Source organism: Trichloromonas sp. (assembly GCF_034006665.1).
Classification (GTDB): Bacteria; Desulfobacterota; Desulfuromonadia; order Desulfuromonadales; family Trichloromonadaceae; genus Trichloromonas.
In genome coordinates, this window is sequence record NZ_JAVESI010000026.1 from 26,882 (window position 1) to 49,500 (window position 22,619).

Below are 22,619 nucleotides of genomic sequence, written 5' to 3' on the forward strand. Positions count from 1 at the left end.
AGCGAACGGGCGCGAGGCCGGTTTTAATCTTATCTCCAAAAAGGAACCACCCATGGCACTGACCCCCCAACAGCTTTCCCGGGTGCTCGACACTCTGGTCGAGGAATCCGGTCTTAAATTCTCCCAGGTGGACAATACCGTCGAACTGCTGCGCGAAGGGGCGACTGTCCCCTTTATCGCCCGCTACCGCAAGGAGCGCACCGGCGAGCTGGATGAAGTGCAGATCCGCTCTCTGGAAGAGCGGTTGGCCTATTTCGGCGAGCTGGAGGAGCGCAAGGTCACGGTCCTCAAAACCATCGAAGAGCTGGGCAAGCTGACGCCGGAGCTCAAAGGCCGCATCGAGGCGACCCGGCAGAAGACCGAGCTGGAAGACCTCTACCTGCCCTACAAGCCGAAGCGCCGCACCAAGGCGACCATCGCCCGCGAGCGGGGCTTGGAGCCGCTGGCTGCGCTGATCGCCGCCCAAGAACTCAAAAGTGGCACCCCGGAGGAGGTCGCCGCGCCTTTTGTCGATCCGGAAAAAGAGGTGCCCGATGTCGCCGCTGCCTTGGCCGGGGCCGGGCATATCCTCGCCGAGGGACTGAGTGAGGATGCCGACGCCCGCGCCCTGGTGCGGCAGCTGACCTGGGAGCAGGGAGTGTTCCGCTCGCAGGTGGCCGCCGAGAAGGTGGGGGCGGTGACCAAGTTCGAGATGTACTATGACTATCAGGAGCCGCTGAAAGTCATCCCCTCCCACCGGATGCTGGCCATGCGCCGGGGGGAGAAGGAGGAGGTGCTGCGCTTGACCATCGATGCGCCCGAGGCGGAGATCCTCTTGCGGCTGAAAGCCCGGCTGCTGAAGGGGGAAAGCATCTTCAAGCCGCTGCTCGAAGCGGTGGCCGAGGACGCCTACCGGCGTCTGATCGCGCCTTCCATCGAGGTCGAAATGCGGCTGGAGGCGAAGAAAAAGGCGGACGAGGCGGCCATCGAGGTCTTCGCCCAGAACCTCAAGAATCTGTTGCTGCTGCCGCCGGCCGGGGGCAAGCGGGTCCTTGGCGTCGACCCGGGGATGCGTACCGGTTCGAAGCTGGCGGCGGTGGACAGCACCGGCAAGTTTCTGGAGCACGTCACCATCTACCCCCACACCGGCGAATCTCGGCTGCCGCAGGCGAAGAAAGATCTGCTGCGGATGGTGCAAACCCATGCCATCGAAATGCTCGCCATCGGCAACGGCACCGGCAGTCGCGAGATGGATCGCTTTATCCGCGACACCTTGAAAGAGGCGGGATTGTCCGTCGCCGTGGTGGTGGTCAATGAGGCCGGAGCCAGCGTCTATTCGGCTTCGGATATCGCCCGCGAGGAGTTTCCTGAGCTCGACCTGACCATTCGCGGTGCCATTTCCATCGCCCGCCGGTTGCAGGATCCCCTGGCCGAGTTGGTCAAGATCGATCCGAAGAGCATCGGCGTCGGCCAGTACCAGCACGACGTCAGCCAGAGCGCCTTGAAAAAGGCCCTCGACGCCACCGTTGAATCTTGCGTTAACTTCGTCGGCGTCGATCTCAACACCGCCTCCTGGGCGCTGCTTGCCTACGTCTCCGGCATCGGCGAATCGTTGGCCAAGGCCATCGTTCGTTACCGCGATGAAAACGGTTCCTTCGCGGCTCGCAAGGGGTTGCTCAAGGTACCGCGCTTCGGCGCCAAGGCCTTCGAGCAGGCCGCCGGCTTTCTGCGCATCCGCGGCGGCGTCCATCCTCTCGACAACACCGCCGTCCATCCTGAGAACTACAAACTGGTCGAAACTATGGCCACCGACCTCGGCGTCTCCCTGGCCCAGTTGGCGAGCGATCCGGCCTTGGCCGGCAAGATCGAGCTCAAGCGCTACGTCAGCGAGACCGTCGGCCTGCCGACCTTGCGGGACATCCTCGAAGAACTGAAAAAACCCGGCCGCGACCCCCGCGCCGCCTTCGAGGCAGTGGCCTTTCGCGACGATGTGCAGGAGATTTCCGATCTGAAAGAGGGGATGGTGCTGCCGGGAACCGTGACCAACGTCGCCGCCTTCGGCGCTTTCGTCGACATCGGCGTCCATCAGGACGGCCTGGTTCACGTCAGTCACCTCTCCGACCGTTTCATCAAAGATCCCAACGAAGCGGTCAAAGTCGGCGAGATCGTCAAGGTCAAAGTTCTCGCCGTCGACGTTACCCGCAAGCGCATCTCCCTGTCGATCAAGGAAGCGCTGGAAGGCACCGGCCGCCAAAAAACCACTCGGCCCGCCGAGCCGAAAAAGGCGGCTGTGGATGATCGCAACGCCTGGGAAAAGGCGGGGTTCCGGGTGAAGAAGCGGTAATTTGGGGATATTTTGTAGGAGCGAGGAGATGCCTCGCCTAGGGCGACCCGCCGGGTCGCTTCCAAAAAAATCGGCGGAAAAGCCTATTTTGAAAGGATTTTTATGACCCGGAAACTGGTGGATTTGCACCTGCACAGTACCTGCTCCGACGGCGTTTTTACGCCAGAGGAGGTGGCGCGGATGGTGGCGAAGGCGGGGCTTTCGGCGATGGCGCTGGCCGATCACGACAATATCGACGGTATCGACGCGGCGATGGCGGTTGGGGCCGAACTGGGGGTCGAGGTGCTTTCCGGGGTCGAACTGTCGGTGGTGTGGGAGTCGATCCAGGACATTCACCTGCTCGGCTACGGTTTCGACCACCGGGACGGCAACCTGCACGCGGCGCTCAAATCCTTTCGCGAATTCCGCGAAAGCCGCAACGAGCGCATCGTCGAGCGAGTCAACGAGAAGTTGGTTTCCGAGGGGCGCGCGCCCATCGACATCGCGGCGGTGAAGGCCAAGGCCGGGGGAACCATCGGTCGGCCACACATCGCCATGGCCCTGCTCGAAGACGGCCATGTGATGACGAAAGATGAAGCCTTTGAACGCTATCTCGTTCCCTGCAACGTGGAAAAGCGCTATTTTCCCATCGCCGAAGCCATCGACCTCATCCATCGCGCCGGCGGCGTCGCGGTACTTGCCCATCCCCCCTACATTCCGGTGGATCGCGCCGGTCTGCTCAAGCTCTTCGACATCTTCGTCGCCCTCGGCATGGATGGCGTCGAGGCCTACAATACTGGAGCGAGTAACGACGATATCGACTGGACCATCACTCAGACCCGACGGCGGGGGATGATCGTCACCGGCGGCAGCGATTTCCACGGTATTGAAGGGGGAGAGATCGTTATCGGAGGTGGTCGGGGCAATCTGAAAATCCCCTACTCCTGCGTCGAAGAAATCCGCTCCGCCGTAGAAAAACGCCGCGTCGCCAAGCCCTGATTTGCCCGTCGGCTATGGATTGTGCTAACCTGCCCGTCTTTAACCTTCAGCCTTCAGTCTTCAACCTTCAGTCTTTTTTATGGAGCTTTCATGTCCCAGGTAAAAAACGGCGATACCGTCAAAGTGCATTACACCGGAACCCTTGCAGACGGCACCGTCTTCGATTCCTCCCTTGAGCGCGAGCCGTTGGAATTTACCCTCGGCGAGGGCCAGCTCATCCCCGGTTTCGAGAAGACCGTCCTCGGCATGAGCGCCGGCGAGTCGCGCACTGTGACCATTCCCGCCCAAGAGGCCTATGGTCCTTATCGCGAGGAGATGGTGCTGGAAGTGCCCCGCACCCAGCTGCCGGCCGACATGCAACCGCAGGTGGGAATGCAGTTGCATGTCGGCGAGGAGCAGGGAGAGGGGATGGTTGTGCAGATTACCACGGTCAGCGACAGCCACATCACCCTTGACGCCAACCATCCCTTGGCCGGTAAGGATCTGACCTTCAACATTCAGTTGCAGTAAATCCGTGAGGAGTGAGGGGGGGGGGAGTTTAACGTGAGGAGAAACCCTTAAACTGCCCACTCTTCACAACAAATCTAAGACGAGGGGGGGGGCGGCCAAGGCGGTCGCCCCCGCCATTTTGAACGGAACGCCATGACCAGCCACCTGAATTTTTTTGCCACCGCGCCCAAGGGAATCGAGCCGCTGCTCGCCGACGAACTGCGCGCCCTCGGCGCTTTTGAGGTCGTTGAGGCTCGTGCCGGGGTCGCCTTTTCCGGGCCGCTGGAAATCGCCTACCGCGCCTGTCTCTGGTCGCGCCTGGCGAGCCGGGTGCTGCTGCCGCTGGCGACCTTTCCGGCAAAGTCCCCGGAAGAGTTGTACGCCGGGGTCCGTTCCCTCGACTGGGGCGAGCATCTTTCCGCCGAAAGTACCCTGGCGGTCGATGCCAGCGTTTCCGGTTCGAAAATCACCCATTCCCACTACGCCGCCCTCAAGATCAAGGACGCCGTCGTCGACCAGTTCCGAGACCGCACCGGCATGCGCCCCTCGGTCGATGCCGAGCGCCCCGATGTGCGCATCAATCTCTATCTGCTGCGCGATACCGCCACCTTGAGCCTCGACTTTTCCGGCGACAGTCTGCACCGGCGCGGCTACCGTGACGAAGGGGTACTTGCGCCCCTCAAGGAGAACCTGGCGGCGGCGATCCTGATCCGCGCCGGCTGGCCGGAAATCGCCGCGCGGGGCGGGGCGCTGGTCGATCCCATGTGCGGTTCGGGGACGCTGCTGCTGGAAGGGGCGTATCTGGCCGGGGACATTGCCCCCGGGCTGCTCCGTCCCCATTACGGTTTCCTGCGCTGGCGTGGGCACGATGCTCTTCTCTGGCAGCAATTATTGGATGAGGCGCAAGGGCGTCGCGCCGCCGGTATGGCGCGGATTCCGACGATCGTTGGCTATGACGCCGACCACAAGGCGATCCGCGCCGCCTGGGCGAATATCGAAAAGGCCGGGCTGCGCGAACGGATTCACGTCGAACGGCGCGAAGTGGCGGCCCTGGTCGCGCCCGCTGGAGCCGCTGCCGGGCTGCTGGTGGTCAATCCCCCCTACGGCGAACGGCTTGGCGAGGTTGAGGCGCTCAAGGAAGTCTACGGCACCCTCGGCGATAAACTGAAGGAGCAGTTCGTCGGCTGGAAGGCGGCGATCTTCACCGGCAACGTCGAGCTCGGCAAGAAGCTCGGCCTGCGGGCGAGAAAGCTGCACACCCTCTACAACGGCGCTCTCGAATGCAAGCTGCTGCACATCGACGTGCAGCCAGAGAGCTTCGTCGACCGCCACCGCCCCCCGGCGCCGGTGGTTCTCTCGGAAGGGGCGACCAGCTTCGCCAACCGGTTGCGCAAAAATCTGAAAACCCTCAGCAAATGGGCCAGACAGGAGGTAATCTCTTGTTACCGGCTGTACGACGGCGACATCCCCGAGTACGCGGTGGCGGTCGATCTTTACGACGGCTGGGTGCATGTACAGGAGTATCAGGCGCCCAAGGAAATCGACGAGTGCAAAGCTGCCCAGCGCTTGCAGGAAGTGATGGCGGTGCTACCCGAGGTGTTGCAGACGGCGCCGGAGCGGATTTTCCTGAAAGTACGCAAGCAGCAGAAAGGGACCGAGCAGTACGGCAAGTTCGGCGAACGGGGGCAATTCATCGAGGTGCGCGAGGGGGCGGCACGGCTCTTGGTTAATCTTTCCGACTACCTCGACACCGGTCTCTTTCTCGACCACCGCCCGACCCGGCTGCTGCTGGGCGAACTGGCGGCGGGCAAGCGCTTTCTCAACCTCTTCGCCTACAGCGGCGCGGCATCCGTCCATGCCGCTCTTGGCGGCGCGGCTTCGACCCTGACCGTCGATATGAGCCAGACCTACCTCGACTGGGCGAAAAAGAATCTCGCCCTGAACGGCTTCTCCGGCGGCAACCACCGGCTGGAGCGGGCCGACTGCCTCGAATGGCTCGGCCGCGCCAAAGGGGAATTCGATCTGATCTTTCTCGACCCGCCGACCTTTTCCAACTCCAAACGCATGGTGGGCACCTTCGACGTGCAACGCGACCACGTCGAACTCCTGCGCAAAACGGCGGATCTTCTGGCTAAAGACGGCACGCTGATCTTCTCCAACAACAACCGCAAGTTCAAGATGGACACCGCCGCCCTTCCGGAACTGCTCATCGAAGACATCACCCGAAAGACCATCCCCAGGGATTTCGAACGCAACCCGCGCATTCATAATTGCTGGCAGGTTCGGAAACGGTAGAAAAAGGTAGAGTGTTCTTTTAATTGATCAGGCTGTTCTTTCCGCCGGTTTTTTTGCCGGAATGATCGGCCTCTCGTCGTATATGCCGAAGCGTTTGCGGGGGGCAACTGGGGGATGTGCGGGCTCTGCGAAACCCGCTGCCCCGTGGCGGGGGTGAGTGCCATTCGGGTCATCAGCGAAGAAGAGAGTCGGCACGCCCACGATTTTTGGGCGTGAGGCGGTGGATCAGCCGAAGATGGTTTCGACGCGGTTACGCCCTTTTTCTTTCGCGTTGTAAAGGGCGCGATCCGCTTCGAGAATCAGATTGTCGACGGTGCGTACTTTGGGGTGAGGATAGGTGGCGACGCCGAGGCTGATGGTCAGGCGGATTTCGTTATGATTCGCCGGAATTCTCAGTTCGCTGATGGCGATGCGCAGACGCTCGGCGACCTGCTCGGCTTCGGACAGGGTGGTTTCGGGCAGAACCAGGGCAAATTCCTCGCCGCCGAAGCGGGCCGCTAGATCGTAATCGCGCAGGTGCGCCTTCATCTGGTCGGCCAGAGTTTTCAGGATCACATCCCCCTGCTGGTGACCGTAGGTGTCGTTCACCGGTTTAAAGTGGTCGACGTCGACCATGATCAGCGCCATCGACTTCTGCGACCGCTCGCAGCGTTGCAATTCCTTTTCCAGGGTTTTCATCAGATAGCGGCGGTTGCTCAGGTGCGTCAGGGGGTCGGTGTTGGACAGTTCCATGAGGGCCTGGTTACTTTTTTTCAGGCTGTCTTGCAGTGTCTTGATTTTGAGCTGCACCTTGACCCGAGCGATGAGTTCGGCGGGGTCGTAGGGTTTGGTGAGGTAATCGCTGGCGCCCCGTTCCAGTCCGTGGATTTTGCTCTCTTGGTCGTTGACGCCGGTGACCAGGATGACGGGGATATCCTGAAGTTCCTTGCGGGTCTTGATCATGCTGAGGAACTTGAAACCATCCATGTCGGGCATATCGAGGTCGCAGAGAATGACGTCAAGGGGGTCGCTCAGGGCGATCTTGAAGCCGTCGACGACACTTCCCGCCTCATGATAAACTTGGAAAAGATCGGCTGTCTTAAGCCCGTCGATAATCTGGTGACGGGCCCCGGGCGAATCATCGATAATTAATACCGAAGTTTCCATAGGTTCCGGATAGTTGATAAAGGTTGAAAGTTTTTGCCAATCTAAATGCTTCCACGGCCTTTGTAAAGAATTAAACAAATCGCAATGAAGATGCCGCAACGAAGCAAGGAGGTTCGCGAAACGGGTGGCCCTGATAACGGCAAAGAAAGGATGTTTTTATGGCTCTGATGAAGACGTGGTATACGCCTGAGGAAATTGAAGGGCAGTTCGGTATTGGCCGGGGTCGTCTGACCCAGTGGGTGGAAGAGGGGCTGGTGCGGGCCGAGCGCGAAGGGAAGAAGATCACCAAGGTCAATGTCGATGATGTCCGGCTGGTTTTGCAGGAACAGACCCCGCGAAGCTGAGGATCGTCTCGCCCCGTCATCGGCGGTGACGGGGCGAGGGACGGATTTTCGACGGTCGACGGCAGGCTGTTCGCCAGGAAGGGAACGCCCCGATCCGGTCAGGCGGTCTTTCTGCCGCCGTAGTCCTTGAGGGTCTGGTGGGCGTAGCGCAGCAGCCTTTCGGTATCTGTCCAGCCGATACACTTGTCGGTGATCGATACCCCGTATTTCAGACTGGAAAAATCTTCGCATGTCGGTTGGTTGCCCGGTTCGAGATTGCTTTCGATCATGACGGCGCAGATGCTGCGGTTGCCGGCGCCGATCTGCTCGATGACGTCCTTGAGGACGGCTTCCTGTCTTTCGTGGTCCTTGTTGCTGTTGGCGTGACTGCAGTCGACCATGATCCGTGTCGGCAGGCCGGCTTTGGCGAGCATCTCCTTGGTACGCCGGATATCCTCGGCTTGGTAGTTGGGGCCGTGGTTACCGCCGCGCAGGACGATGTGGACATCGCTGTTCCCCGCCGTGGAAACGATGGCGTTGCGACCGTCATTGTCGATGCCGAGGAAGTTGTGGGGGTGCAGGGCGGCGTTCATGGCATCGATGGCGATTTGCAGGTTGCCGTCGGTGCCGTTTTTGAAGCCGACGGGGAAGGAGAGGCCGCTGGCCATTTCTCGGTGAACCTGGGATTCGGTGGTGCGGGCGCCGATCGCCCCCCAGCTGATGGCGTCCGCCAGGTAATGGGGGGTGATCGGGTCGAGCATTTCGCAGGCGACCGGGAGTTCCAGTTCGGTGATGGCGCAGAGCAGGCCGCGACCGATGCCGAGACCCTTGGAGATCCGGTGGGTGCCATTGAGGTCCGGATCGTTGATCAGCCCCTTCCAGCCGATGGTGGTGCGGGGCTTCTCGAAGTAGAGGCGCATCACTAGGAAAAGCTGGTCGGAGAGCTGGCGGCTCAGGCGGGCGAGGCGCTCGGCATATTCAAGGGCGGCCTTGGGGTCGTGGATGGAGCAGGGACCGACGACCACCATCAGGCGCGGATCTTTGTGGTTGAGAATGTTGGTGATCTGTTCCCGGGCCTGACAGACGAATTCGGCGCCGTGTTCGGTAAGAGGAAAAACCTGTTTCAAGTCGGCGGGGGCGATGATCGGCGCCGTACGGCGTATGCGAAGGTTGTTGGTACGTTTCATGAATTTCCCCTTTGTGTGGTCATTTGCGGGTCGCCCCTGGCCGGTGCGCGTTTCTGGGCGCATAATGTAGCGTTTTTCGGCGGGAATGTCAAAATTCTAATCGGTATTGCCGCCGTTCTTTGGGATTTGCGTCCCGCCGGGGAAAGGGTTTGACACCCTTTCCACCCTTGCTGTATAAAAGATCCCTTGTTAATGGCTCGTTGTGTCTGATTTCACGGGAGAAGATGCACATGGGAATTTTCGGTGAACTGATCATGGTGGTCGCTCAGGTTTTCAACCTGATCGTCACTCTTTACATCTATATCGTCGTCGCCCGGGCGATCATTTCCTGGGTCAATCCCGATCCCTACAATCCGATCGTGCGTTTTCTGCATAGCGCGACCGACCCCCTGCTGATCCGTATCCGCCGGATCCTGCCGATCAGTTTCGGCGCGATCGACTTCTCACCGATCATCCTGCTCTTCGGGGTTTTTCTCCTGCAGCGGATCGTCATGATCATTCTCACGCGGGTGGCGTACAGTCTCTAGTTTCTCTACTTGGGAGCGGGCATGAGCATCACCCCCATCGACATCCAGCAGCATCGCTTCAAGACCCGGCCTTTTGGTTATGAGAAGGCCGGCGTCGATCATTTTCTCGAACTGATCTCCGAGGAGATCGAACGTCTGACCCGGGTCAGCCAAGGGTTGAAGGAGGAATTGGCGCGGGCACGGGTGACCATGGAAGAGATGCGCGGACGGGAAGCTACCCTCAAGCAGACCCTGATGACGGCGCAGCAGATGTCCGATGACATGAAAAATAACGCCCGCCGCGAAGGGGAGATTCTCATTGCCGATGCCCAGTTGCGAGCCGAGCGGATCGTGCGCGATGCCGAGGATCGCCGTATTCAGCTGGTAAGTGAAATCCAGGAGATCAAGCGCCAGAAGATTGCCTTCGAGACCGGTTTGCGTACCCTGGTCGAGAGCCATCTGCGCCTGCTCGACCTCGACGTGGTTTCGGTTGCGGGCAGGGGATTTGGTGAGCTGGAAGGTAGCGAGTCCTCTTTGGCGACGGAGGAACGATCTCCAAGCGGGGACGAGAGGTTGGAACTGGAAGGCTTCTGATGTCTCCTTTCGCCCGCCAGGAACCTGCCGGTATCGTTCTGTCCCTGTGGGTGCAGCCCCGCGCCAGCAGGAATGAGGTGGTAGAGGTCCGCGACGGTGAACTTAAGGTCCGCCTGACCTCGCCGCCGGTGGAGGGGGCCGCCAACGAGTTGTGCCGGGACTATTTTGCAAAGTTGCTTGGCGTTTCCCGTGGCGATGTCCGGCTGGTGGCGGGTGAGCGATCCCGTCATAAGCGTTTGCTGATCAGCGGCCCCTCCCTGGAGGAGGTGCGTGAACGCATTGCCGTGACCATGAAATAACCCGCTCTGGCTGGGATGGAACCTCCTCCAGGCAAGATTTATCGGTGGACAGTTATACCCTTTTTTGCTAGTATCGGTTCGCTCTAATGTGAATATGCTGGGCTATGGGGCCGAGTTATATGTACTTTTTCCTGGCGAATATCCGTAGGGCCCAAGTTCCCGCCGGATGGTGAGCCCGGGTTCTTTATCTCAGGGAGTCGTTGAAAGGGAGGTACGATGAAGAAGGGTTTGGGTTGTATGCTGGTCTTGGGTGGGCTGTCCCTGCTGCTTTCCGCGGGGAATGTTCTGGCACAGGATACCGTTCTGGCGAACAGCGATTGTGTCAAGTGTCATGACCAGGAGCCGGCCGATATTGCCGCCGCCGGCGGCAAACATCAGACAGCCGTTTCCTGTCAGGACTGCCACGTCGGACATCCGCCCAAGGTGACGGACAATATCCCCGAGTGCAGCATGTGCCATGAAGGGAACCCCCACTACGAGTTGCCGGACTGCACCGGCTGCCATAACCCCCATCGCCCCCTGGAGGTCGCTTTGACAGACGACATGACCGCTCCCTGTCTGACCTGTCACGATTCGCAGAAGGCCCAGCTGGATGCCAATCCGAGCAAACACACCCTGCTGGCCTGCAGCTTCTGTCATGCCGAACGGCATGGGGTGATCCCAGAGTGCGTCAAGTGTCATTCACCTCATTCGCCCGAGCAGACCCAGGCCGACTGCGGCATCTGTCACAAGGCGCACATGCCGGCGACCGTCACTTACGGTGAGGACACTGCCAATGCCCATTGTGCTGCCTGCCATCAGACCGCTAATCAGCTGCTGATGGCCAGCCCCTATAAACATAAGGATGTTGCCTGCGTTACCTGTCATGCCGAACAGCACAAAATGATACCCAAGTGTACTGATTGCCACGGTACTCCTCACGCGGCCGGTATCCATGAAAAGTTTCCGAACTGCGGTGACTGCCATAACACCGCCCATGATCTGAACAAATAAGTCCTGTCAGAATCGAACAGCCACCCGCCCAAGCCGGTGGCTGTTCGATTGTTCTTTTATGCAGACGCCTTGGGCGCACTTCGAATGTCGCGTAGCGAAAGAGAGGTATCCATGGAGAGAGAGAAGAAGAAACGGGTCAGCAGATCCCTGTCGTTTCTGGCGGTTATGGCTCTGGTGATGTTGTCGATTTCCTGTGTCAAGCCGGTCGCCGAGTCCCAGGCGGCTCCGGAACACCAGGCCGAGGCTGCGCCCGCTCCCGCCGTCGCGCCGGCTCCTGCCCCTGCAGCACCCGTGCCCAGTACTCCTTCTGTCGCCAGCCCTTATGACGCCCCCGTCGAAAAGATGACCACCGCCGAGTGTGGGAGATGCCATACCTCCTATTTCCAGACTCTCAAAAACGAGGGCGGAGGCCATCAGTTCGACTGCGTTGACTGTCATACCGTCTACCATGCCTACAACCCCACAAGGAACAACTGGTCCGAGATCATGCCCAAGTGCGAAAGCTGCCATACGCTGCCGCACGGCCCGGCACAGACCGAATGTTTGGCCTGTCACAGCAATCCCCATAAGCCGGTGGGCGTTCCCCTTTCCGACCGCTTGGCCCAGAACTGCGCCTCTTGTCACGCCGGTCCGGCCGCCGAACTTCAGCAGTTCCCGAGCAAGCACTCCATGGTCGCTTGTGTCGACTGCCATAGCGAGCGTCACGGCAATATCCCCTCTTGCTTCGTCTGTCACGAGGGCCACTACCCCGAGCAGCCGCAGGAAAGCTGTCTGCCTTGTCATCCGGCGCACAAGCCGCTGCAGATCGTCTTCACCGAGAATACCGATCTGAAGACCTGCTCCGGTTGTCATTCCAGCGTCTATGCCGTCTGGTCCGGAAGCCAGAGCAAGCACGCACAGGTTTCCTGTGTGACTTGTCATGAACAGCATGCCATGATTCCCAAGTGTAGCCAGTGTCATGGCGAGATGCCGCATAACGCCTCCCTGCATGCCAAGTTCCCCGACTGTTTGACCTGCCATCTGGATCCTCACGATCCGCCGGTCAAAACTCAGTAAGGTTTTTTCGGCCCGACGGGCCTTGCGCCTAGGTTGTTCCCACAGAAAAGGACCGCGATTGCGGTCCTTTTCTGCTGTTTGGCTCTTGACAGCGAGGAGAGGATTTTTTAAGTTACGCCCTTTCGCAGGAGGGTTCTGGGTGAATAAGATCTGGTTGGCTCCAGCTAAAATCAATCTCTGTTTGCATGTATTGGGCAAGCGCCCGGATGGCTATCACGAACTGTGTATGCTGATGCAGAGGGTTTCTCTTTATGATCGGATTCGCGTCGCATTGACCCGGGAGCCGGGGATCCGCGTCCGCTGTCCGCAGTTGTCGCTGTCCGCCGGCGAGGAAAATATCGCCGCCCGGGCTGCCGGAAGAATGCTTGAACTGGCCGAATGCGGCCAGGGTGTCGACATACATATCGATAAAGAGATTCCGGTGGCGGCCGGTCTGGGCGGCGGGTCTTCCGATGCCGCCACGGTTCTTCTAGCAATGAATGAATTGCTGGGAAGTGTATTGCCCAGGGAAGAGCTCATGTCGCTGGGGCTTCAGCTTGGCGCCGATGTTCCTTTTTTTATTTATGAGTCGACCGCTTGGGCGACCGGTATCGGTGAGAAGTTGGAGAAAGCTCCGACGGTTTGGGACGTCTGGTACCTTCTGGTGAATCCGGGGATTAGTGTTTCGACCGCCCAGGTTTATGGAAAATTACTGTTGACATCCGCAGGTGATGTGGCTAGACTGCCGAGGTTTTCCGGAACGCTGGAAGGCGTGATCGGCGGATTGCATAACGATCTTGAGCAGGTCACCCTGAGAGATTACCCCGTCGTCGCTGAAATCCGGCAACGGATGTTGAGCCTCGGGGCCGAGGGTGCGCTCATGTCCGGGAGCGGTCCAACGGTCTTCGGAGCCTTTCGATATCGGGATGCGGTACGGCAGGCGGCACGGATCTTCGAGATGGAACCCGGCTGGAAAGTTTTCGTCGTACAGCCCATCTGATGGACAGAACAACTTGTTGGGGCGTCGCCAAGCGGTAAGGCACCGGATTTTGATTCCGGCATTCCCAGGTTCGAATCCTGGCGCCCCAGCCACGTTCTTCCGGCTTGCAATAGACAGTGCCTTCATCGGGGTTCAGATAGGTCATGGTCCGCCATGGCCTACAGTTTTTTTCTGGAAGTAAGAGAGGTCACGTGGTGGACAAACTGAAAATATTTTCCGGTACCTCCAACCTTCCCCTGGCCCGGGAGATTTGCGGGCATCTGGCGGTTCCGCTGGGGAGTGCCAATGTAAAAAACTTTTCCGACGGCGAAATCATGGTGGAGATCGGCGAGAATGTTCGCGGTCGGGATGTCTACGTAATTCAATCGACCTGCGCGCCTTCCAATAACAATCTCATGGAACTGCTGGTTATGACCGACGCCTTGAAACGGGCTTCGGCGGCGAGCATTACCGCAGTCATCCCCTATTTTGGTTATGCCCGGCAGGACCGCAAGGTCGCGCCGCGGACTCCGATTACCAGCAAGTTGGTGGCGGATCTCATTTCCGTCGCCGGTATGGACCGGTTGGTCACCATGGATCTTCACGCCGGGCAGATTCAGGGCTTTTTCAATATTCCGGTGGATCATCTCTATGCGGCGCCGGTTCTTCTTGAAGATCTCAACGGGCGTTTCCCCGGTCAGCGTCTGGTCGTGGTCTCCCCCGATGCCGGCGGTACCGAGCGGGCTCGGGCATTCGCCAAGCGTCTCAATGCCGGTCTGGCGATTATCGATAAGCGTCGCAGCGGGCCCAATGTCTCGGAGGTCATGAATATTATCGGTGATGTATCCGGGGAGACCTGCGTGATCATCGACGACATGATCGATACGGCCGGAACGCTCTGTCAGGCCGCCCAGGCCCTCAAGGATAAAGGTGCGCACAAGGTGTATGCCTGTGCCAGCCATCCTGTTCTTTCCGGACCCGCCCTAGAACGGATTAGCCAGAGCTGTCTCGAGGAAGTCGTCGTGACCAATACCATCCCCTTGGGAGAAAAACCCAGGTTGTGTGGTAAGTTGCGAGTGCTTTCCGTGGCGGGACTTCTGGCTGAGGCCATTCGCCGAATTCACGGCGACGAGTCGGTCAGTTCACTTTTTGTCTGACGACTTTCGCGAACTTTTGTACAGACGTTCGTTCATCACCTTAAATGGAGGATAAAGGATATGGCTACAGCAGAACTGAAAATTTCCGAGCGTGCACAATCCGGTAAAGGGGCGGCTCGTTCCCTGCGACGTCAAGGCATGATCCCCGCCGTGGTCTATGGCCGCGGTCTGAGCCCCGCGAGTATTGTGCTGACTCCCAAGGATCTGAAAACGGCGATCTCCACCGAGGCCGGATGGAACACCCTCATCACCCTGCAAGGGGAGACGGAATACGCCGGTAAGGTTGTCATTCTCAAGGATCTGCAGGTTGATCCGATCCGCCGTGATTACATGCACGCGGATTTCCAGGTTATCGACTTGACCCAGAAGGTTCATGTCTTGGTTCCCGTGCATACAATCGGCAAGTCGGCCGGGGAGAAGGCCGGTGGCAGTTTGCAGATTATTCGTAAGGAACTGGAAGTCGTCTGTTTGCCCAATGCGATTCCCGGAGCGATCGAAGTGGACGTAACTGCGCTGGAAATCGGTGATGTGTTCCACGCCCATGACATCAGTCTGCCAGCTGGGGTGGAGATGTCCCATGATGTGAACTTCACGGTTATCACCTGTGTCGGTCAAAAGGTGGAAGAGGCTGAAGAGGCCTCTGCCGAGGCTGAAGAAGCTTAAGCGCAAGGTCTTGGTTTGAAACTGGTCGCAGGGCTGGGTAATCCCGGCGCGGAGTATGCCGATACCCGGCACAATATCGGTTTCATGGTGGTCAGCCAACTGGCCGAGATCTGCGGTATTGCCCTGAAGAAGAAAGGGCATCAGGCTTTTTATGGCACGGGTCGGGTGGCCGGCGAAGAGGCGACCCTGCTCCTGCCGCAGACGTATATGAACCTCAGCGGAGCCAGTGTCGCCTCGGCGGTTAAAGCCTTGGCGGTGTCTCCGGAAAATCTGATCGTCATTCATGACGATATCGATCAGCCCTATGGCGCCCTGCGGATTCGTATCGGTGGCGGGCATGGGGGACATAACGGCATCCGCCATATCTGCCAGGCCTTGGGATATGCCGACTTTATCCGGGTCAAGATCGGCGTCGGCAGACCGCACCCCGGCGGTGATGTGGCGCGTTATGTGTTGACTGGCTTTGCAGCGGCAGAACGTAAAACCCTTGGCTCCCTGATTGATGAGGCCGTCCGTGCCGTTGAAACGGTCGTGGCGAGGGGGCCGCAACTGGCTATGAATGAGTTTAACCGACGGGAAATCGGTCCTTAATAACCAGACAGAGAGAGAGGGTACGACAAATGCAAATGCTTGTTCCAATTCTGGGCTTGGTCGGGTTCGCGATAGCGATCCTGATCTACCAGCAGGTGAAATCCCATCCTGTTGGCAATGATAAGATGCGGGAAATCTCCGAAGCCATCCACGCCGGAGCCATGGCCTTTCTGGCCAGGGAGTATAAGGTTCTCGGTATCTTTATCGGGATTGTCTTTCTGCTTATTGCCATCAGTATGGGCTTCTGGACGGCTCTTACCTTTGTCGGCGGCGCCGCCTGTTCCATGATTTGCGGCTTTGTCGGCATGAAGGCTGCTACCCGCGCCAATGTCCGTACTTCCGAGGCGGCTCGTGCTCAGGGTCAGGCGGCCGCGTTGCAGGTTTCCTTCAACGGCGGGGCGGTCATGGGCTTGGCTGTTGCTTCCCTCGGCCTGGTCGGCGTTGGCATCGCCTTTATCAATTTCGGTGGTGATCCGGAAACCGTCCGCTATATCAATGGTTTTGCAATGGGCGCCTCGTCGATCGCTCTCTTCGCTCGTGTCGGCGGCGGTATCTACACCAAGGCCGCCGACGTCGGGGCCGACCTGGTAGGCAAGGTCGAAGCCGGTATTCCCGAGGATGACCCTCGCAATCCCGGGGTTATCGCCGACAACGTTGGCGATTGCGTCGGCGATACTGCCGGCATGGGGGCCGACATTTTTGAATCCTATGTTGGCGCCATCATCGCCACTATCGCCATTGCCGCTTCCGCCGGTCCGGAACTGTTGGCCAAGATCGGTTCCGGCACGCCTGAGGAAACCATGGCCAGCGCTCTCTTCATGCCTCTGAGCCTGTCGATGATCGGGCTGATCTTCTCGGTCATCGGCATCTGGTCGATGAAGAAATTCAGCGGCAAGGATCCGGCCAAGGCCCTGCACTACACCACCTTTGTGGCGGCCGGACTCTTTCTGGTCTTCGCCTTTTTCGTGGTCATGTTCTCCAGCCTTAAATTTGGCGTCTTCATGGCCATTCTGGTCGGTACCCTGGCCGGAATCGCCATCGGTCAGATCACCGAGTACTACACCGCGAAAGCTCCGGTAACGCGGATCGCTGAGGCGAGCAAGACCGGTCCCGCCACCAACATCATCCATGGCCTCGCCGTAGGTCTGGAGAGCACCGCCGCTCCCATCGTCATGATCGCGTTGTCCATTCTTGTCGCCAATGCCTGCGCCGGACTTTATGGCATCGGCATCGCTGCGGTCGGTATGCTGGCGACCGTCGGCGTGACCATGACTGTCGATGCTTATGGCCCCATCGCCGACAACGCCGGCGGTATTTCGGAGATGGCTGGTCTTGGTCCTGAAGTCCGTAAAATCACCGATGGTCTCGACGCCATCGGCAACACCACCGCCGCTATCGGCAAAGGTTTCGCCATCGGCTCCGCGGCACTTACCGCCTTGGCCCTCTTCGCCGCTTATGCTTCTACGGTACAGCTGGAGGCGATCAACCTCATCGATCCCAAGGTCGTGGTCGGCCTGCTCATTGGCGGTGCCCTGCCGTTCTTCATCGGCGCCCTGACCATGACCAGTGTCGGCCGCGCCGCCGGCAAGATGGTGGATGAAATCCGTCGTCAATTCCGGGAAATTCCAGGGCTGCTCGCCGGTGAAGAAGGGGCCAAACCCGATTCCCAGAAATGCGTTGATATTTCGGCCAAGGCAGCCTTGAAGGAGATGATCCTCCCCGGCGTCGTCGCCGTCGTCGCGCCGGTCTTCATGGGGCTGGTTTTCGGTAAGGAAGCCCTGGGCGGCATGCTGGCCGGCGCTACCCTCGCCGGTGTTCTTCTCGCCCTGATGATGTCCAATGGTGGCGGTGCTTGGGATAACGCCAAAAAATACATCGAGAAGGGTGAACTGGAAGGGGAGAAGAAGGGTGGCGAGGCGCACAAAGCGGCCGTTGTCGGGGATACCGTCGGCGACCCGTTCAAGGACACTTCCGGTCCGTCCATGAACATCCTGATCAAGCTGATGAGTGTCGTCTCTCTGGTGATCGCGCCGCTGCTGGTGTGATCCGCTAACGACATCGAATGACCTGGATAGCCGGGGCTTTGGCTCCGGCTATCCTTATTTCTGGAGAATAAACATCCCATGGGTTTCAAATGCGGCATCGTCGGTTTGCCCAATGTCGGCAAGTCGACGATATTCAATGCGATTACCGCGGCTGGCGCCGAGTCGGCCAACTATCCCTTTTGCACTATCGAGCCCAATATCGGCGTCGTCGCCGTCCCCGATTCCCGCCTTCAGAAACTGGCTGAAATCGTGCGCCCCAAGGCGATTCTGCCGACTACCATCGAGTTCGTCGATATCGCCGGGCTGGTCAAGGGGGCGAGTCGGGGGGAAGGATTGGGCAACCAGTTTCTCGGCCATATCCGCCAAGTGGATGCCATTGCCCATATCGTCCGCTGTTTCGATGACGAGAATGTCGTCCATGTCGACGGTTCCATCGATCCGGTGCGGGATGTTGAGGTGATCCAGACTGAACTCAACCTCGCCGATCTCGAGACGGTTCAGAAGCGTATGACGCGCATTGAGAAACAGGCCAAGAGCGGTGACAAGAAGAGTCAGTTCGAACTGGTGGTCTTGCAGGCGGTTCAGCAATGTCTCGATCAGGGGCGTCCCGCCCGGGCAACCGATCTGACCGGCGAGGAGCGAGAGGTGCTGCGCGATCTGCACCTCATCACCGCTAAGCCGCTGCTCTATGTCGCCAACGTCTCCGAGGACGATCTGGAGGGTCGGCACCCCTACGTCGCCGGCCTCCGCGAACTTGCCGCCGCCGAGGGCGCCGAAATGGTGACCATCTGCGGGAAGATCGAAGCGGAAATCGCCGAACTGGACGAGGAAGGCAAAGCGGAATTCCTCAAGGAGCTGGGCCTCGACCAGTCCGGCCTTGATCGGGTCATCCAGGCGGGCTACAGTCTGCTCGGTCTGCTCACCTACTTTACCGCTGGCGTCAAGGAGGTCCGCGCCTGGACGGTGGATCGCGGCGCCAAGGCGCCGGCGGCTGCCGGGGTCATTCACAGTGATTTTGAAAAGGGCTTCATCCGCGCCGAGGTCATCGCTTTTGATGACTTCGTTCGCTGCGGCGGCGAGGCTGGGGCAAAGGAAAAGGGACTGATGCGGCTCGAAGGGAAGGAATATGTCGTCGCCGACGGCGATATCATGCACTTCCGTTTTAATGTCTGAAGATAGAATTATCTGGCAATCGCCCAGGTGATGTGTTAGTAAATCAAGTTCAATTTTTCGCCGGCGCTATGCGCCAGCTCCTTGCTCCGGCCGGTCCGGGGCTAACAACCCAAGAGGAGGTTCCATCAATGCGTACCTATGAAACCATCTACATTGTGCACCCTGAGCTTGTCGGCGACGGCTATCAGGCCATCGTCGAAAAATTCAAGGGGATTCTGGGCGACCTCAAGGCCAATATCCTCAAAGTCGACGAGTGGGGAACTCGCAAGCTTGCCTACCCGGTGAAGAAGCAGCAGCGCGGTACTTATGTGCTGATGGCTTATGAAGCAGCCGCCGATGCCATCGCCGAGCTTGAACGGCGTATGCGGATCGATGAGAACGTCATCAAGTTTCAGACGGTTCTTCTCGAGAACGGCTACCAAGAATCCGCATCGGAGGCCGGAGTGGTCGAGAGTTCCGAGGAGGAATCCGAGGAAGAAACCGAGGAAAACGAGTAATCCACTGACGCCATAAAGGAGATTCGACATATGAGCTATCCCAATAAACCGTCCCGTCCGGCCGCTCCTCGTCGCCGTTTTACCCGCCGTAAAGGCTGCCGTTTCTGCGGCGACAAGACGCTGAAAATCGATTATAAAGAGATTCGCACTCTGCGTTATTTCATTTCCGAGCGGGGCAAGATCGTTCCCCGTCGTATTTCCGGTAACTGCGCCAACCATCAGCGCAAGATCACCGAGGCGATCAAGCGCGCCCGTAACATCGCACTGCTGCCCTTTACTTCGGGCCACAGCGCCGATTAGTTAGGGGAGGAGGCGGTGCGTTTGTCCCCTGGATCGCCTGGTCCGGCGGCGCTTTTTCAGTTGCTGGGTGCCATCGCGACCCTGGGCCTGCTCTGGGCTTCTGGGGTTCTTGGCCCCATTGGCATGGTGCTGGCCATGCTCGCTCCCTTTCCTGCCGCCTATGTACAGATGCGGCAGGGGCTAGCTGCGGGGATGGGGGTCGTACTTCTTGCTTCCGCTATGATGTGGCTGATCGACGGTTCTGGTGGGGCCTTGCTTTATTTCGTGCAGTTCGGTTTTGCATCCCTGCTGCTCCCTCGGCTTCTGCTTAAGGGGCAATCTTGGGATCGGGCCATTGCCGCAACCGCCTTGGTCGCGACCCTGATTTCCCTCTCTCTGCTCTTCGTCTACGCCCAAGATGCCGGGACGCCGGTTGAGCAGGTCGTCACCGGGTATATTCAGGGGGAGCTGGTAAAGGTTAATGAGTTTTATCAGCAGGCCGACCTGACCCCCGCGCAATCGGAGGAACTCAAGGCGCTTACCGCCGGGACTGCGGATTACCTGCTTGCGGCTTATCCCTCATTGATCCTGGTTGCCAACGCCACCCTGCTGCTTCTGGTGGTCATTCTGCTGGCGAGATTTTCTCAGGGGTACTACCGGATTCCCGGCTCTCCGCTCTATCTTTGGAAGGTGCCGGAGTTACTGATCTGGGGGGTGATTCTCGGCGGATTTGGCGTATTTTTCGCTGTCGGACTGCCTCAGCGTCTCTCGGTTAACCTTCTGACCCTGTTGCTGCCCGTTTATTTTTTGCAAGGCATGGCGGTGGTGGCACACTTCTTCCGTCGCCGTGAGACAGCCCCTTTTCTGCGGGTACTGGGATATCTGCTGCTGGTCATCGTCAATCCCCTGCCGGCTATTGTCACGGGTATCGGCATCTTCGATATGTGGCTCGATTTTCGTAACCCTAAAGTAAAAAAGACCTAGATCTTTTTCAGAGGAGATCACGATTCATGAATATCATTCTTACCGAAAATGTGGAGAACCTCGGCACGATCGGCCAGATGGTCAAGGTCAAGCCCGGTTATGCCCGGAATTTTTTGATTCCTGGCGGAATGGCCATGGAAGCCAATCCCCGTAACGTCAAAGAGCTTGAACATCGCAAGCGTCAGCTCGAGCGCAAGCTGCAGAAACTGACTCAGGGCGCCGAACTGCTCAAGAAGCAGATTGAGGCCCTGAGCTGCACCTTCGCCCATCGCGCGGGCGAGGATGGTAAGCTTTTCGGCTCGGTCACATCCATGGAAATCGGCGCCAAGCTCGCCGAGGCCGGGATTGAGATCGACCGCAAGAAGATTGTTCTCGAAGAGCCGATCAAGACGCTCGGGGATTATCAGGTGCCGGTGAAGCTGCCGGCCGGAGTCGTTGCCACCGTCAAGATCAGCGTCATCCCTGCGGAATAACCCCGAATGGCGAAGCGGAACCGTTCACGGTTCCGTTTCGCCCCTCCGGAGCCTCTACCACTCATGGTCGATCAGCCTGCTCACCGTCTTCCTCCGCAAAGTCTGGAAGGGGAGATGTCCGTGCTTGGCGGCGTCCTTCTAGAAAACGAAGCCCTCAACAAGGCGCTTGAAATTCTTCGTCCCGAGGATTTCTATCGCGACGCCCACCGCAAAATCTTCAACGCCCTCATCAATCTCAGTGAAAAAGGGGAGCCGGCCGACCTCGTCACCCTGACTGCCGTACTGCAGCAGCGGGGGGAACTCGACGTCGTTGGCGGCAGCGCTTATTTGGCGACCCTGGTCGATTATGTTCCAACCGCCGCGAACATCGTCTACTACTGCCGTATGGTCAAGGATAAAGCCATCTCCCGTCGGCTGATCCAAGTCGCTACCGATATCGCCACGCGCGGTTATGAGGGGGGGGATGTGGAAGCGGATCTGGATTGGGCCGAAAAGTCCATCTTCGAAATTGCCGGGACGAAGGCCAAGCCTTCCTATTTCTCGACTCGGGAAATCATGAAGGAAACCTTCAAGACCATTGAAAAGCTCTATGATCGCAAGGAGCTGATCACCGGCGTACCGACGGGTTTCAATGACCTTGACCTGATGACGGCCGGTCTGCAAGGCGGGGATCTGATCATCATCGCCGCTCGCCCCTCCATGGGCAAAACCGCCTTTTGTCTCAATATCGTCGAGCATGCCGCTCTGCGCACCGAGAAGCCAGTTCCCTGTATCGTTTTTTCCCTGGAGATGGGCAAGGAGCAGTTGGTGCAGCGTCTGTTGTGTTCCGTCTCCCGGGTCGATGCCAGTCGCCTGCGCACTGGTCATCTCGGTGAGTCGGACTGGCCCAAGCTGACCAACGGTGCCGGTCTGCTCAGCGAGGCGCCGATTTTCATTGACGATACGCCGAGCATATCGGTTCTCGAACTACGGGCCAAGGCCCGTCGGCTCAAGGCCGAGCACGACCTCGGCTTGGTCGTGGTCGACTATCTGCAGCTGATGCAGGGGCGCAACGCCGAGAACCGGCAGCAGGAGATTTCCGAAATTTCCCGCTCGCTCAAGGCCCTGGCTAAGGAACTCAACGTCCCGGTGGTCGCGCTTTCCCAGCTCAATCGCTCTTTGGAAAGCCGCACCGACAAGCGACCGATGATGGCCGATCTGCGCGAATCCGGAGCCATCGAGCAGGACGCCGACGTGATCATGTTCATCTACCGCGATGCGGTCTACTGCGAGGCCTGCAAACGGCGGGACAATTCCTGCGATAAGGGCCACGACAAGGATGCCGAGATCATCATCGGCAAGCAGCGTAATGGGCCGATCGGCAGCGTCCATCTTACCTTTCGCGGCGAGTTCACGCGCTTCGAAAACCAGAGCAAGCGTGAGAACGGATTCTGATCTTTAGCGCGAATCCATAAAAAAGCCCCGGAGTTTATTCTCCGGGGCTTTTTTTGTTTGCCCAGCGTAGCGGGCAAACCCGGCCTGTTGCAAGAGACAGGCGTCACCCCGGCCAGGGGGAAGACAATCCGAATCGCAAGGGCGTTGCTGGTAACGGCAGGGTCTGAAGGAAGCGA

At 58.9% G+C, this 22,619-nt stretch carries 23 protein-coding genes and 1 tRNA gene; 22 read left to right on the plus strand and 2 right to left on the minus strand.

Translation table 11 applies throughout. The features are described 5' to 3' along the window. Positions 1-52 precede the first annotated feature (52 nt). The 4 genes from RBR25_RS10865 (at position 53) to rlmKL (ending at position 6,085) form a co-directional block, all read left to right on the plus strand. Positions 53-2,323: a Tex family protein gene (locus RBR25_RS10865; protein WP_432819573.1), complete on the plus strand. Its 2,271-nt coding sequence runs from the start codon at positions 53-55 to the stop codon at positions 2,321-2,323. A 102-nt stretch (positions 2,324-2,425) separates the two neighbouring features. Beyond that, positions 2,426-3,301 (plus strand): PHP domain-containing protein, encoded by an 876-nt coding sequence (locus RBR25_RS10870; protein WP_432819574.1) that lies wholly within the window; start codon positions 2,426-2,428, stop codon positions 3,299-3,301. A 90-nt stretch (positions 3,302-3,391) separates the two neighbouring features. Next, positions 3,392-3,811, plus strand: a complete 420-nt coding sequence (locus tag RBR25_RS10875; protein ID WP_432819575.1) for an FKBP-type peptidyl-prolyl cis-trans isomerase — start codon at positions 3,392-3,394, stop codon at positions 3,809-3,811. A 132-nt stretch (positions 3,812-3,943) separates the two neighbouring features. After that, a complete protein-coding gene (rlmKL, locus tag RBR25_RS10880) occupies positions 3,944-6,085 on the plus strand; it encodes a bifunctional 23S rRNA (guanine(2069)-N(7))-methyltransferase RlmK/23S rRNA (guanine(2445)-N(2))-methyltransferase RlmL (RefSeq protein WP_432819576.1) in 2,142 nt (713 codons plus the stop codon). 225 nt (positions 6,086-6,310) lie between these two features. Here the strand turns inward: rlmKL and RBR25_RS10885 are convergent, their stop codons facing one another. Continuing rightward, entirely contained in the window at positions 6,311-7,231 is a 921-nt protein-coding gene (locus tag RBR25_RS10885; protein ID WP_432819577.1) for a diguanylate cyclase, read from the minus strand. Between the two features lie 158 nt (positions 7,232-7,389). Here RBR25_RS10885 and RBR25_RS10890 point away from each other — a divergent pair, with 158 nt between their 5' ends. Further along, positions 7,390-7,575, plus strand: a complete 186-nt coding sequence (locus tag RBR25_RS10890; RefSeq protein WP_432819578.1) for a MerR family transcriptional regulator — start codon at positions 7,390-7,392, stop codon at positions 7,573-7,575. Positions 7,576-7,673: 98 nt separating this feature from the next. Here RBR25_RS10890 and RBR25_RS10895 read toward each other — a convergent pair whose 3' ends face one another. Then, positions 7,674-8,741: a 3-deoxy-7-phosphoheptulonate synthase gene (locus tag RBR25_RS10895; RefSeq protein WP_432819579.1), complete on the minus strand. Its 1,068-nt coding sequence runs from the start codon at positions 8,739-8,741 to the stop codon at positions 7,674-7,676. Positions 8,742-8,971: 230 nt separating this feature from the next. Here RBR25_RS10895 and RBR25_RS10900 point away from each other — a divergent pair, with 230 nt between their 5' ends. The 17 genes from RBR25_RS10900 (at position 8,972) to dnaB (ending at position 22,443) form a co-directional block, all read left to right on the plus strand. Further along, entirely contained in the window at positions 8,972-9,268 is a 297-nt protein-coding gene (locus RBR25_RS10900; protein ID WP_432819580.1) for a YggT family protein, read from the plus strand. A 21-nt stretch (positions 9,269-9,289) separates the two neighbouring features. Next, positions 9,290-9,841 (plus strand): DivIVA domain-containing protein, encoded by a 552-nt coding sequence (locus RBR25_RS10905; protein ID WP_432819581.1) that lies wholly within the window; start codon positions 9,290-9,292, stop codon positions 9,839-9,841. After that, positions 9,841-10,140 carry a DUF167 domain-containing protein gene (locus RBR25_RS10910; RefSeq protein ID WP_432819582.1) on the plus strand — a complete coding sequence of 100 codons (300 nt, stop codon included), beginning with the start codon at positions 9,841-9,843 and terminating at the stop codon, positions 10,138-10,140. Before RBR25_RS10905 ends, RBR25_RS10910 begins: the two co-directional genes overlap by 1 nt. A gap of 216 nt (positions 10,141-10,356) precedes the next feature. Then, complete coding sequence (locus RBR25_RS10915; protein WP_432819583.1) at positions 10,357-11,133, plus strand: cytochrome c3 family protein; 777 nt, start codon at positions 10,357-10,359, stop codon at positions 11,131-11,133. Positions 11,134-11,244: 111 nt separating this feature from the next. After that, complete coding sequence (locus RBR25_RS10920; protein ID WP_432819584.1) at positions 11,245-12,189, plus strand: cytochrome C; 945 nt, start codon at positions 11,245-11,247, stop codon at positions 12,187-12,189. A 139-nt stretch (positions 12,190-12,328) separates the two neighbouring features. Next, complete coding sequence (ispE, locus tag RBR25_RS10925; protein WP_432819585.1) at positions 12,329-13,168, plus strand: 4-(cytidine 5'-diphospho)-2-C-methyl-D-erythritol kinase; 840 nt, start codon at positions 12,329-12,331, stop codon at positions 13,166-13,168. 17 nt (positions 13,169-13,185) lie between these two features. Next, positions 13,186-13,260, plus strand: a tRNA-Gln gene (locus RBR25_RS10930). A 51-nt stretch (positions 13,261-13,311) separates the two neighbouring features. Beyond that, positions 13,312-14,304 carry a ribose-phosphate pyrophosphokinase gene (locus RBR25_RS10935; protein WP_432819586.1) on the plus strand — a complete coding sequence of 331 codons (993 nt, stop codon included), beginning with the start codon at positions 13,312-13,314 and terminating at the stop codon, positions 14,302-14,304. A gap of 60 nt (positions 14,305-14,364) precedes the next feature. Beyond that, entirely contained in the window at positions 14,365-14,967 is a 603-nt protein-coding gene (locus tag RBR25_RS10940; protein WP_432819587.1) for a 50S ribosomal protein L25/general stress protein Ctc, read from the plus strand. A 15-nt stretch (positions 14,968-14,982) separates the two neighbouring features. Further along, complete coding sequence (gene pth, locus RBR25_RS10945; RefSeq protein WP_432819588.1) at positions 14,983-15,558, plus strand: aminoacyl-tRNA hydrolase; 576 nt, start codon at positions 14,983-14,985, stop codon at positions 15,556-15,558. 35 nt (positions 15,559-15,593) lie between these two features. Next, on the plus strand, positions 15,594-17,603 hold the full coding sequence (locus tag RBR25_RS10950) for a sodium-translocating pyrophosphatase (protein ID WP_432819596.1): 2,010 nt from the start codon (positions 15,594-15,596) through the stop codon (positions 17,601-17,603). A gap of 78 nt (positions 17,604-17,681) precedes the next feature. Beyond that, entirely contained in the window at positions 17,682-18,776 is a 1,095-nt protein-coding gene (gene ychF / locus RBR25_RS10955) for a redox-regulated ATPase YchF (protein WP_432819589.1), read from the plus strand. Positions 18,777-18,904: 128 nt separating this feature from the next. Then, complete coding sequence (gene rpsF, locus RBR25_RS10960; protein ID WP_432819590.1) at positions 18,905-19,273, plus strand: 30S ribosomal protein S6; 369 nt, start codon at positions 18,905-18,907, stop codon at positions 19,271-19,273. Between the two features lie 30 nt (positions 19,274-19,303). Next, positions 19,304-19,573, plus strand: coding sequence for a 30S ribosomal protein S18 (gene rpsR, locus RBR25_RS10965; RefSeq protein ID WP_432819591.1), 270 nt, complete (start codon positions 19,304-19,306; stop codon positions 19,571-19,573). 21 nt (positions 19,574-19,594) lie between these two features. Then, on the plus strand, positions 19,595-20,536 hold the full coding sequence (locus RBR25_RS10970) for a DUF2232 domain-containing protein (protein WP_432819592.1): 942 nt from the start codon (positions 19,595-19,597) through the stop codon (positions 20,534-20,536). Between the two features lie 26 nt (positions 20,537-20,562). After that, positions 20,563-21,009, plus strand: coding sequence for a 50S ribosomal protein L9 (rplI, locus tag RBR25_RS10975; RefSeq protein ID WP_432819593.1), 447 nt, complete (start codon positions 20,563-20,565; stop codon positions 21,007-21,009). A gap of 63 nt (positions 21,010-21,072) precedes the next feature. Further along, positions 21,073-22,443 carry a replicative DNA helicase gene (dnaB, locus tag RBR25_RS10980; RefSeq protein ID WP_432819594.1) on the plus strand — a complete coding sequence of 457 codons (1,371 nt, stop codon included), beginning with the start codon at positions 21,073-21,075 and terminating at the stop codon, positions 22,441-22,443. Positions 22,444-22,619: the final 176 nt, after the last annotated feature.

Bases quoted from the DNA above. Each gene is read 5' to 3' on its own strand.
- RBR25_RS10865 (WP_432819573.1), top strand. From the start codon at position 53: ATGGCACTGACCCCCCAACAGCTTTCCCGGGTGCTCGACACTCTGGTC.
- RBR25_RS10890 (WP_432819578.1), top strand. From the start codon at position 7,390: ATGGCTCTGATGAAGACGTGGTATACGCCTGAGGAAATTGAAGGGCAG.
- dnaB (WP_432819594.1), top strand. From the start codon at position 21,073: ATGGTCGATCAGCCTGCTCACCGTCTTCCTCCGCAAAGTCTGGAAGGG.
- rplI (WP_432819593.1), top strand. From the start codon at position 20,563: ATGAATATCATTCTTACCGAAAATGTGGAGAACCTCGGCACGATCGGC.
- rpsF (WP_432819590.1), top strand. From the start codon at position 18,905: ATGCGTACCTATGAAACCATCTACATTGTGCACCCTGAGCTTGTCGGC.
- RBR25_RS10895 (WP_432819579.1), bottom strand. From the start codon at position 8,741: ATGAAACGTACCAACAACCTTCGCATACGCCGTACGGCGCCGATCATC.
- RBR25_RS10920 (WP_432819584.1), top strand. From the start codon at position 11,245: ATGGAGAGAGAGAAGAAGAAACGGGTCAGCAGATCCCTGTCGTTTCTG.
- RBR25_RS10900 (WP_432819580.1), top strand. From the start codon at position 8,972: ATGGGAATTTTCGGTGAACTGATCATGGTGGTCGCTCAGGTTTTCAAC.
- RBR25_RS10885 (WP_432819577.1), bottom strand. From the start codon at position 7,231: ATGGAAACTTCGGTATTAATTATCGATGATTCGCCCGGGGCCCGTCAC.
- RBR25_RS10910 (WP_432819582.1), top strand. From the start codon at position 9,841: ATGTCTCCTTTCGCCCGCCAGGAACCTGCCGGTATCGTTCTGTCCCTG.
- RBR25_RS10915 (WP_432819583.1), top strand. From the start codon at position 10,357: ATGAAGAAGGGTTTGGGTTGTATGCTGGTCTTGGGTGGGCTGTCCCTG.
- RBR25_RS10905 (WP_432819581.1), top strand. From the start codon at position 9,290: ATGAGCATCACCCCCATCGACATCCAGCAGCATCGCTTCAAGACCCGG.
- RBR25_RS10875 (WP_432819575.1), top strand. From the start codon at position 3,392: ATGTCCCAGGTAAAAAACGGCGATACCGTCAAAGTGCATTACACCGGA.
- RBR25_RS10950 (WP_432819596.1), top strand. From the start codon at position 15,594: ATGCTTGTTCCAATTCTGGGCTTGGTCGGGTTCGCGATAGCGATCCTG.
- rlmKL (WP_432819576.1), top strand. From the start codon at position 3,944: ATGACCAGCCACCTGAATTTTTTTGCCACCGCGCCCAAGGGAATCGAG.
- RBR25_RS10935 (WP_432819586.1), top strand. From the start codon at position 13,312: ATGGTCCGCCATGGCCTACAGTTTTTTTCTGGAAGTAAGAGAGGTCAC.
- rpsR (WP_432819591.1), top strand. From the start codon at position 19,304: ATGAGCTATCCCAATAAACCGTCCCGTCCGGCCGCTCCTCGTCGCCGT.
- RBR25_RS10940 (WP_432819587.1), top strand. From the start codon at position 14,365: ATGGCTACAGCAGAACTGAAAATTTCCGAGCGTGCACAATCCGGTAAA.
- ychF (WP_432819589.1), top strand. From the start codon at position 17,682: ATGGGTTTCAAATGCGGCATCGTCGGTTTGCCCAATGTCGGCAAGTCG.
- RBR25_RS10870 (WP_432819574.1), top strand. From the start codon at position 2,426: ATGACCCGGAAACTGGTGGATTTGCACCTGCACAGTACCTGCTCCGAC.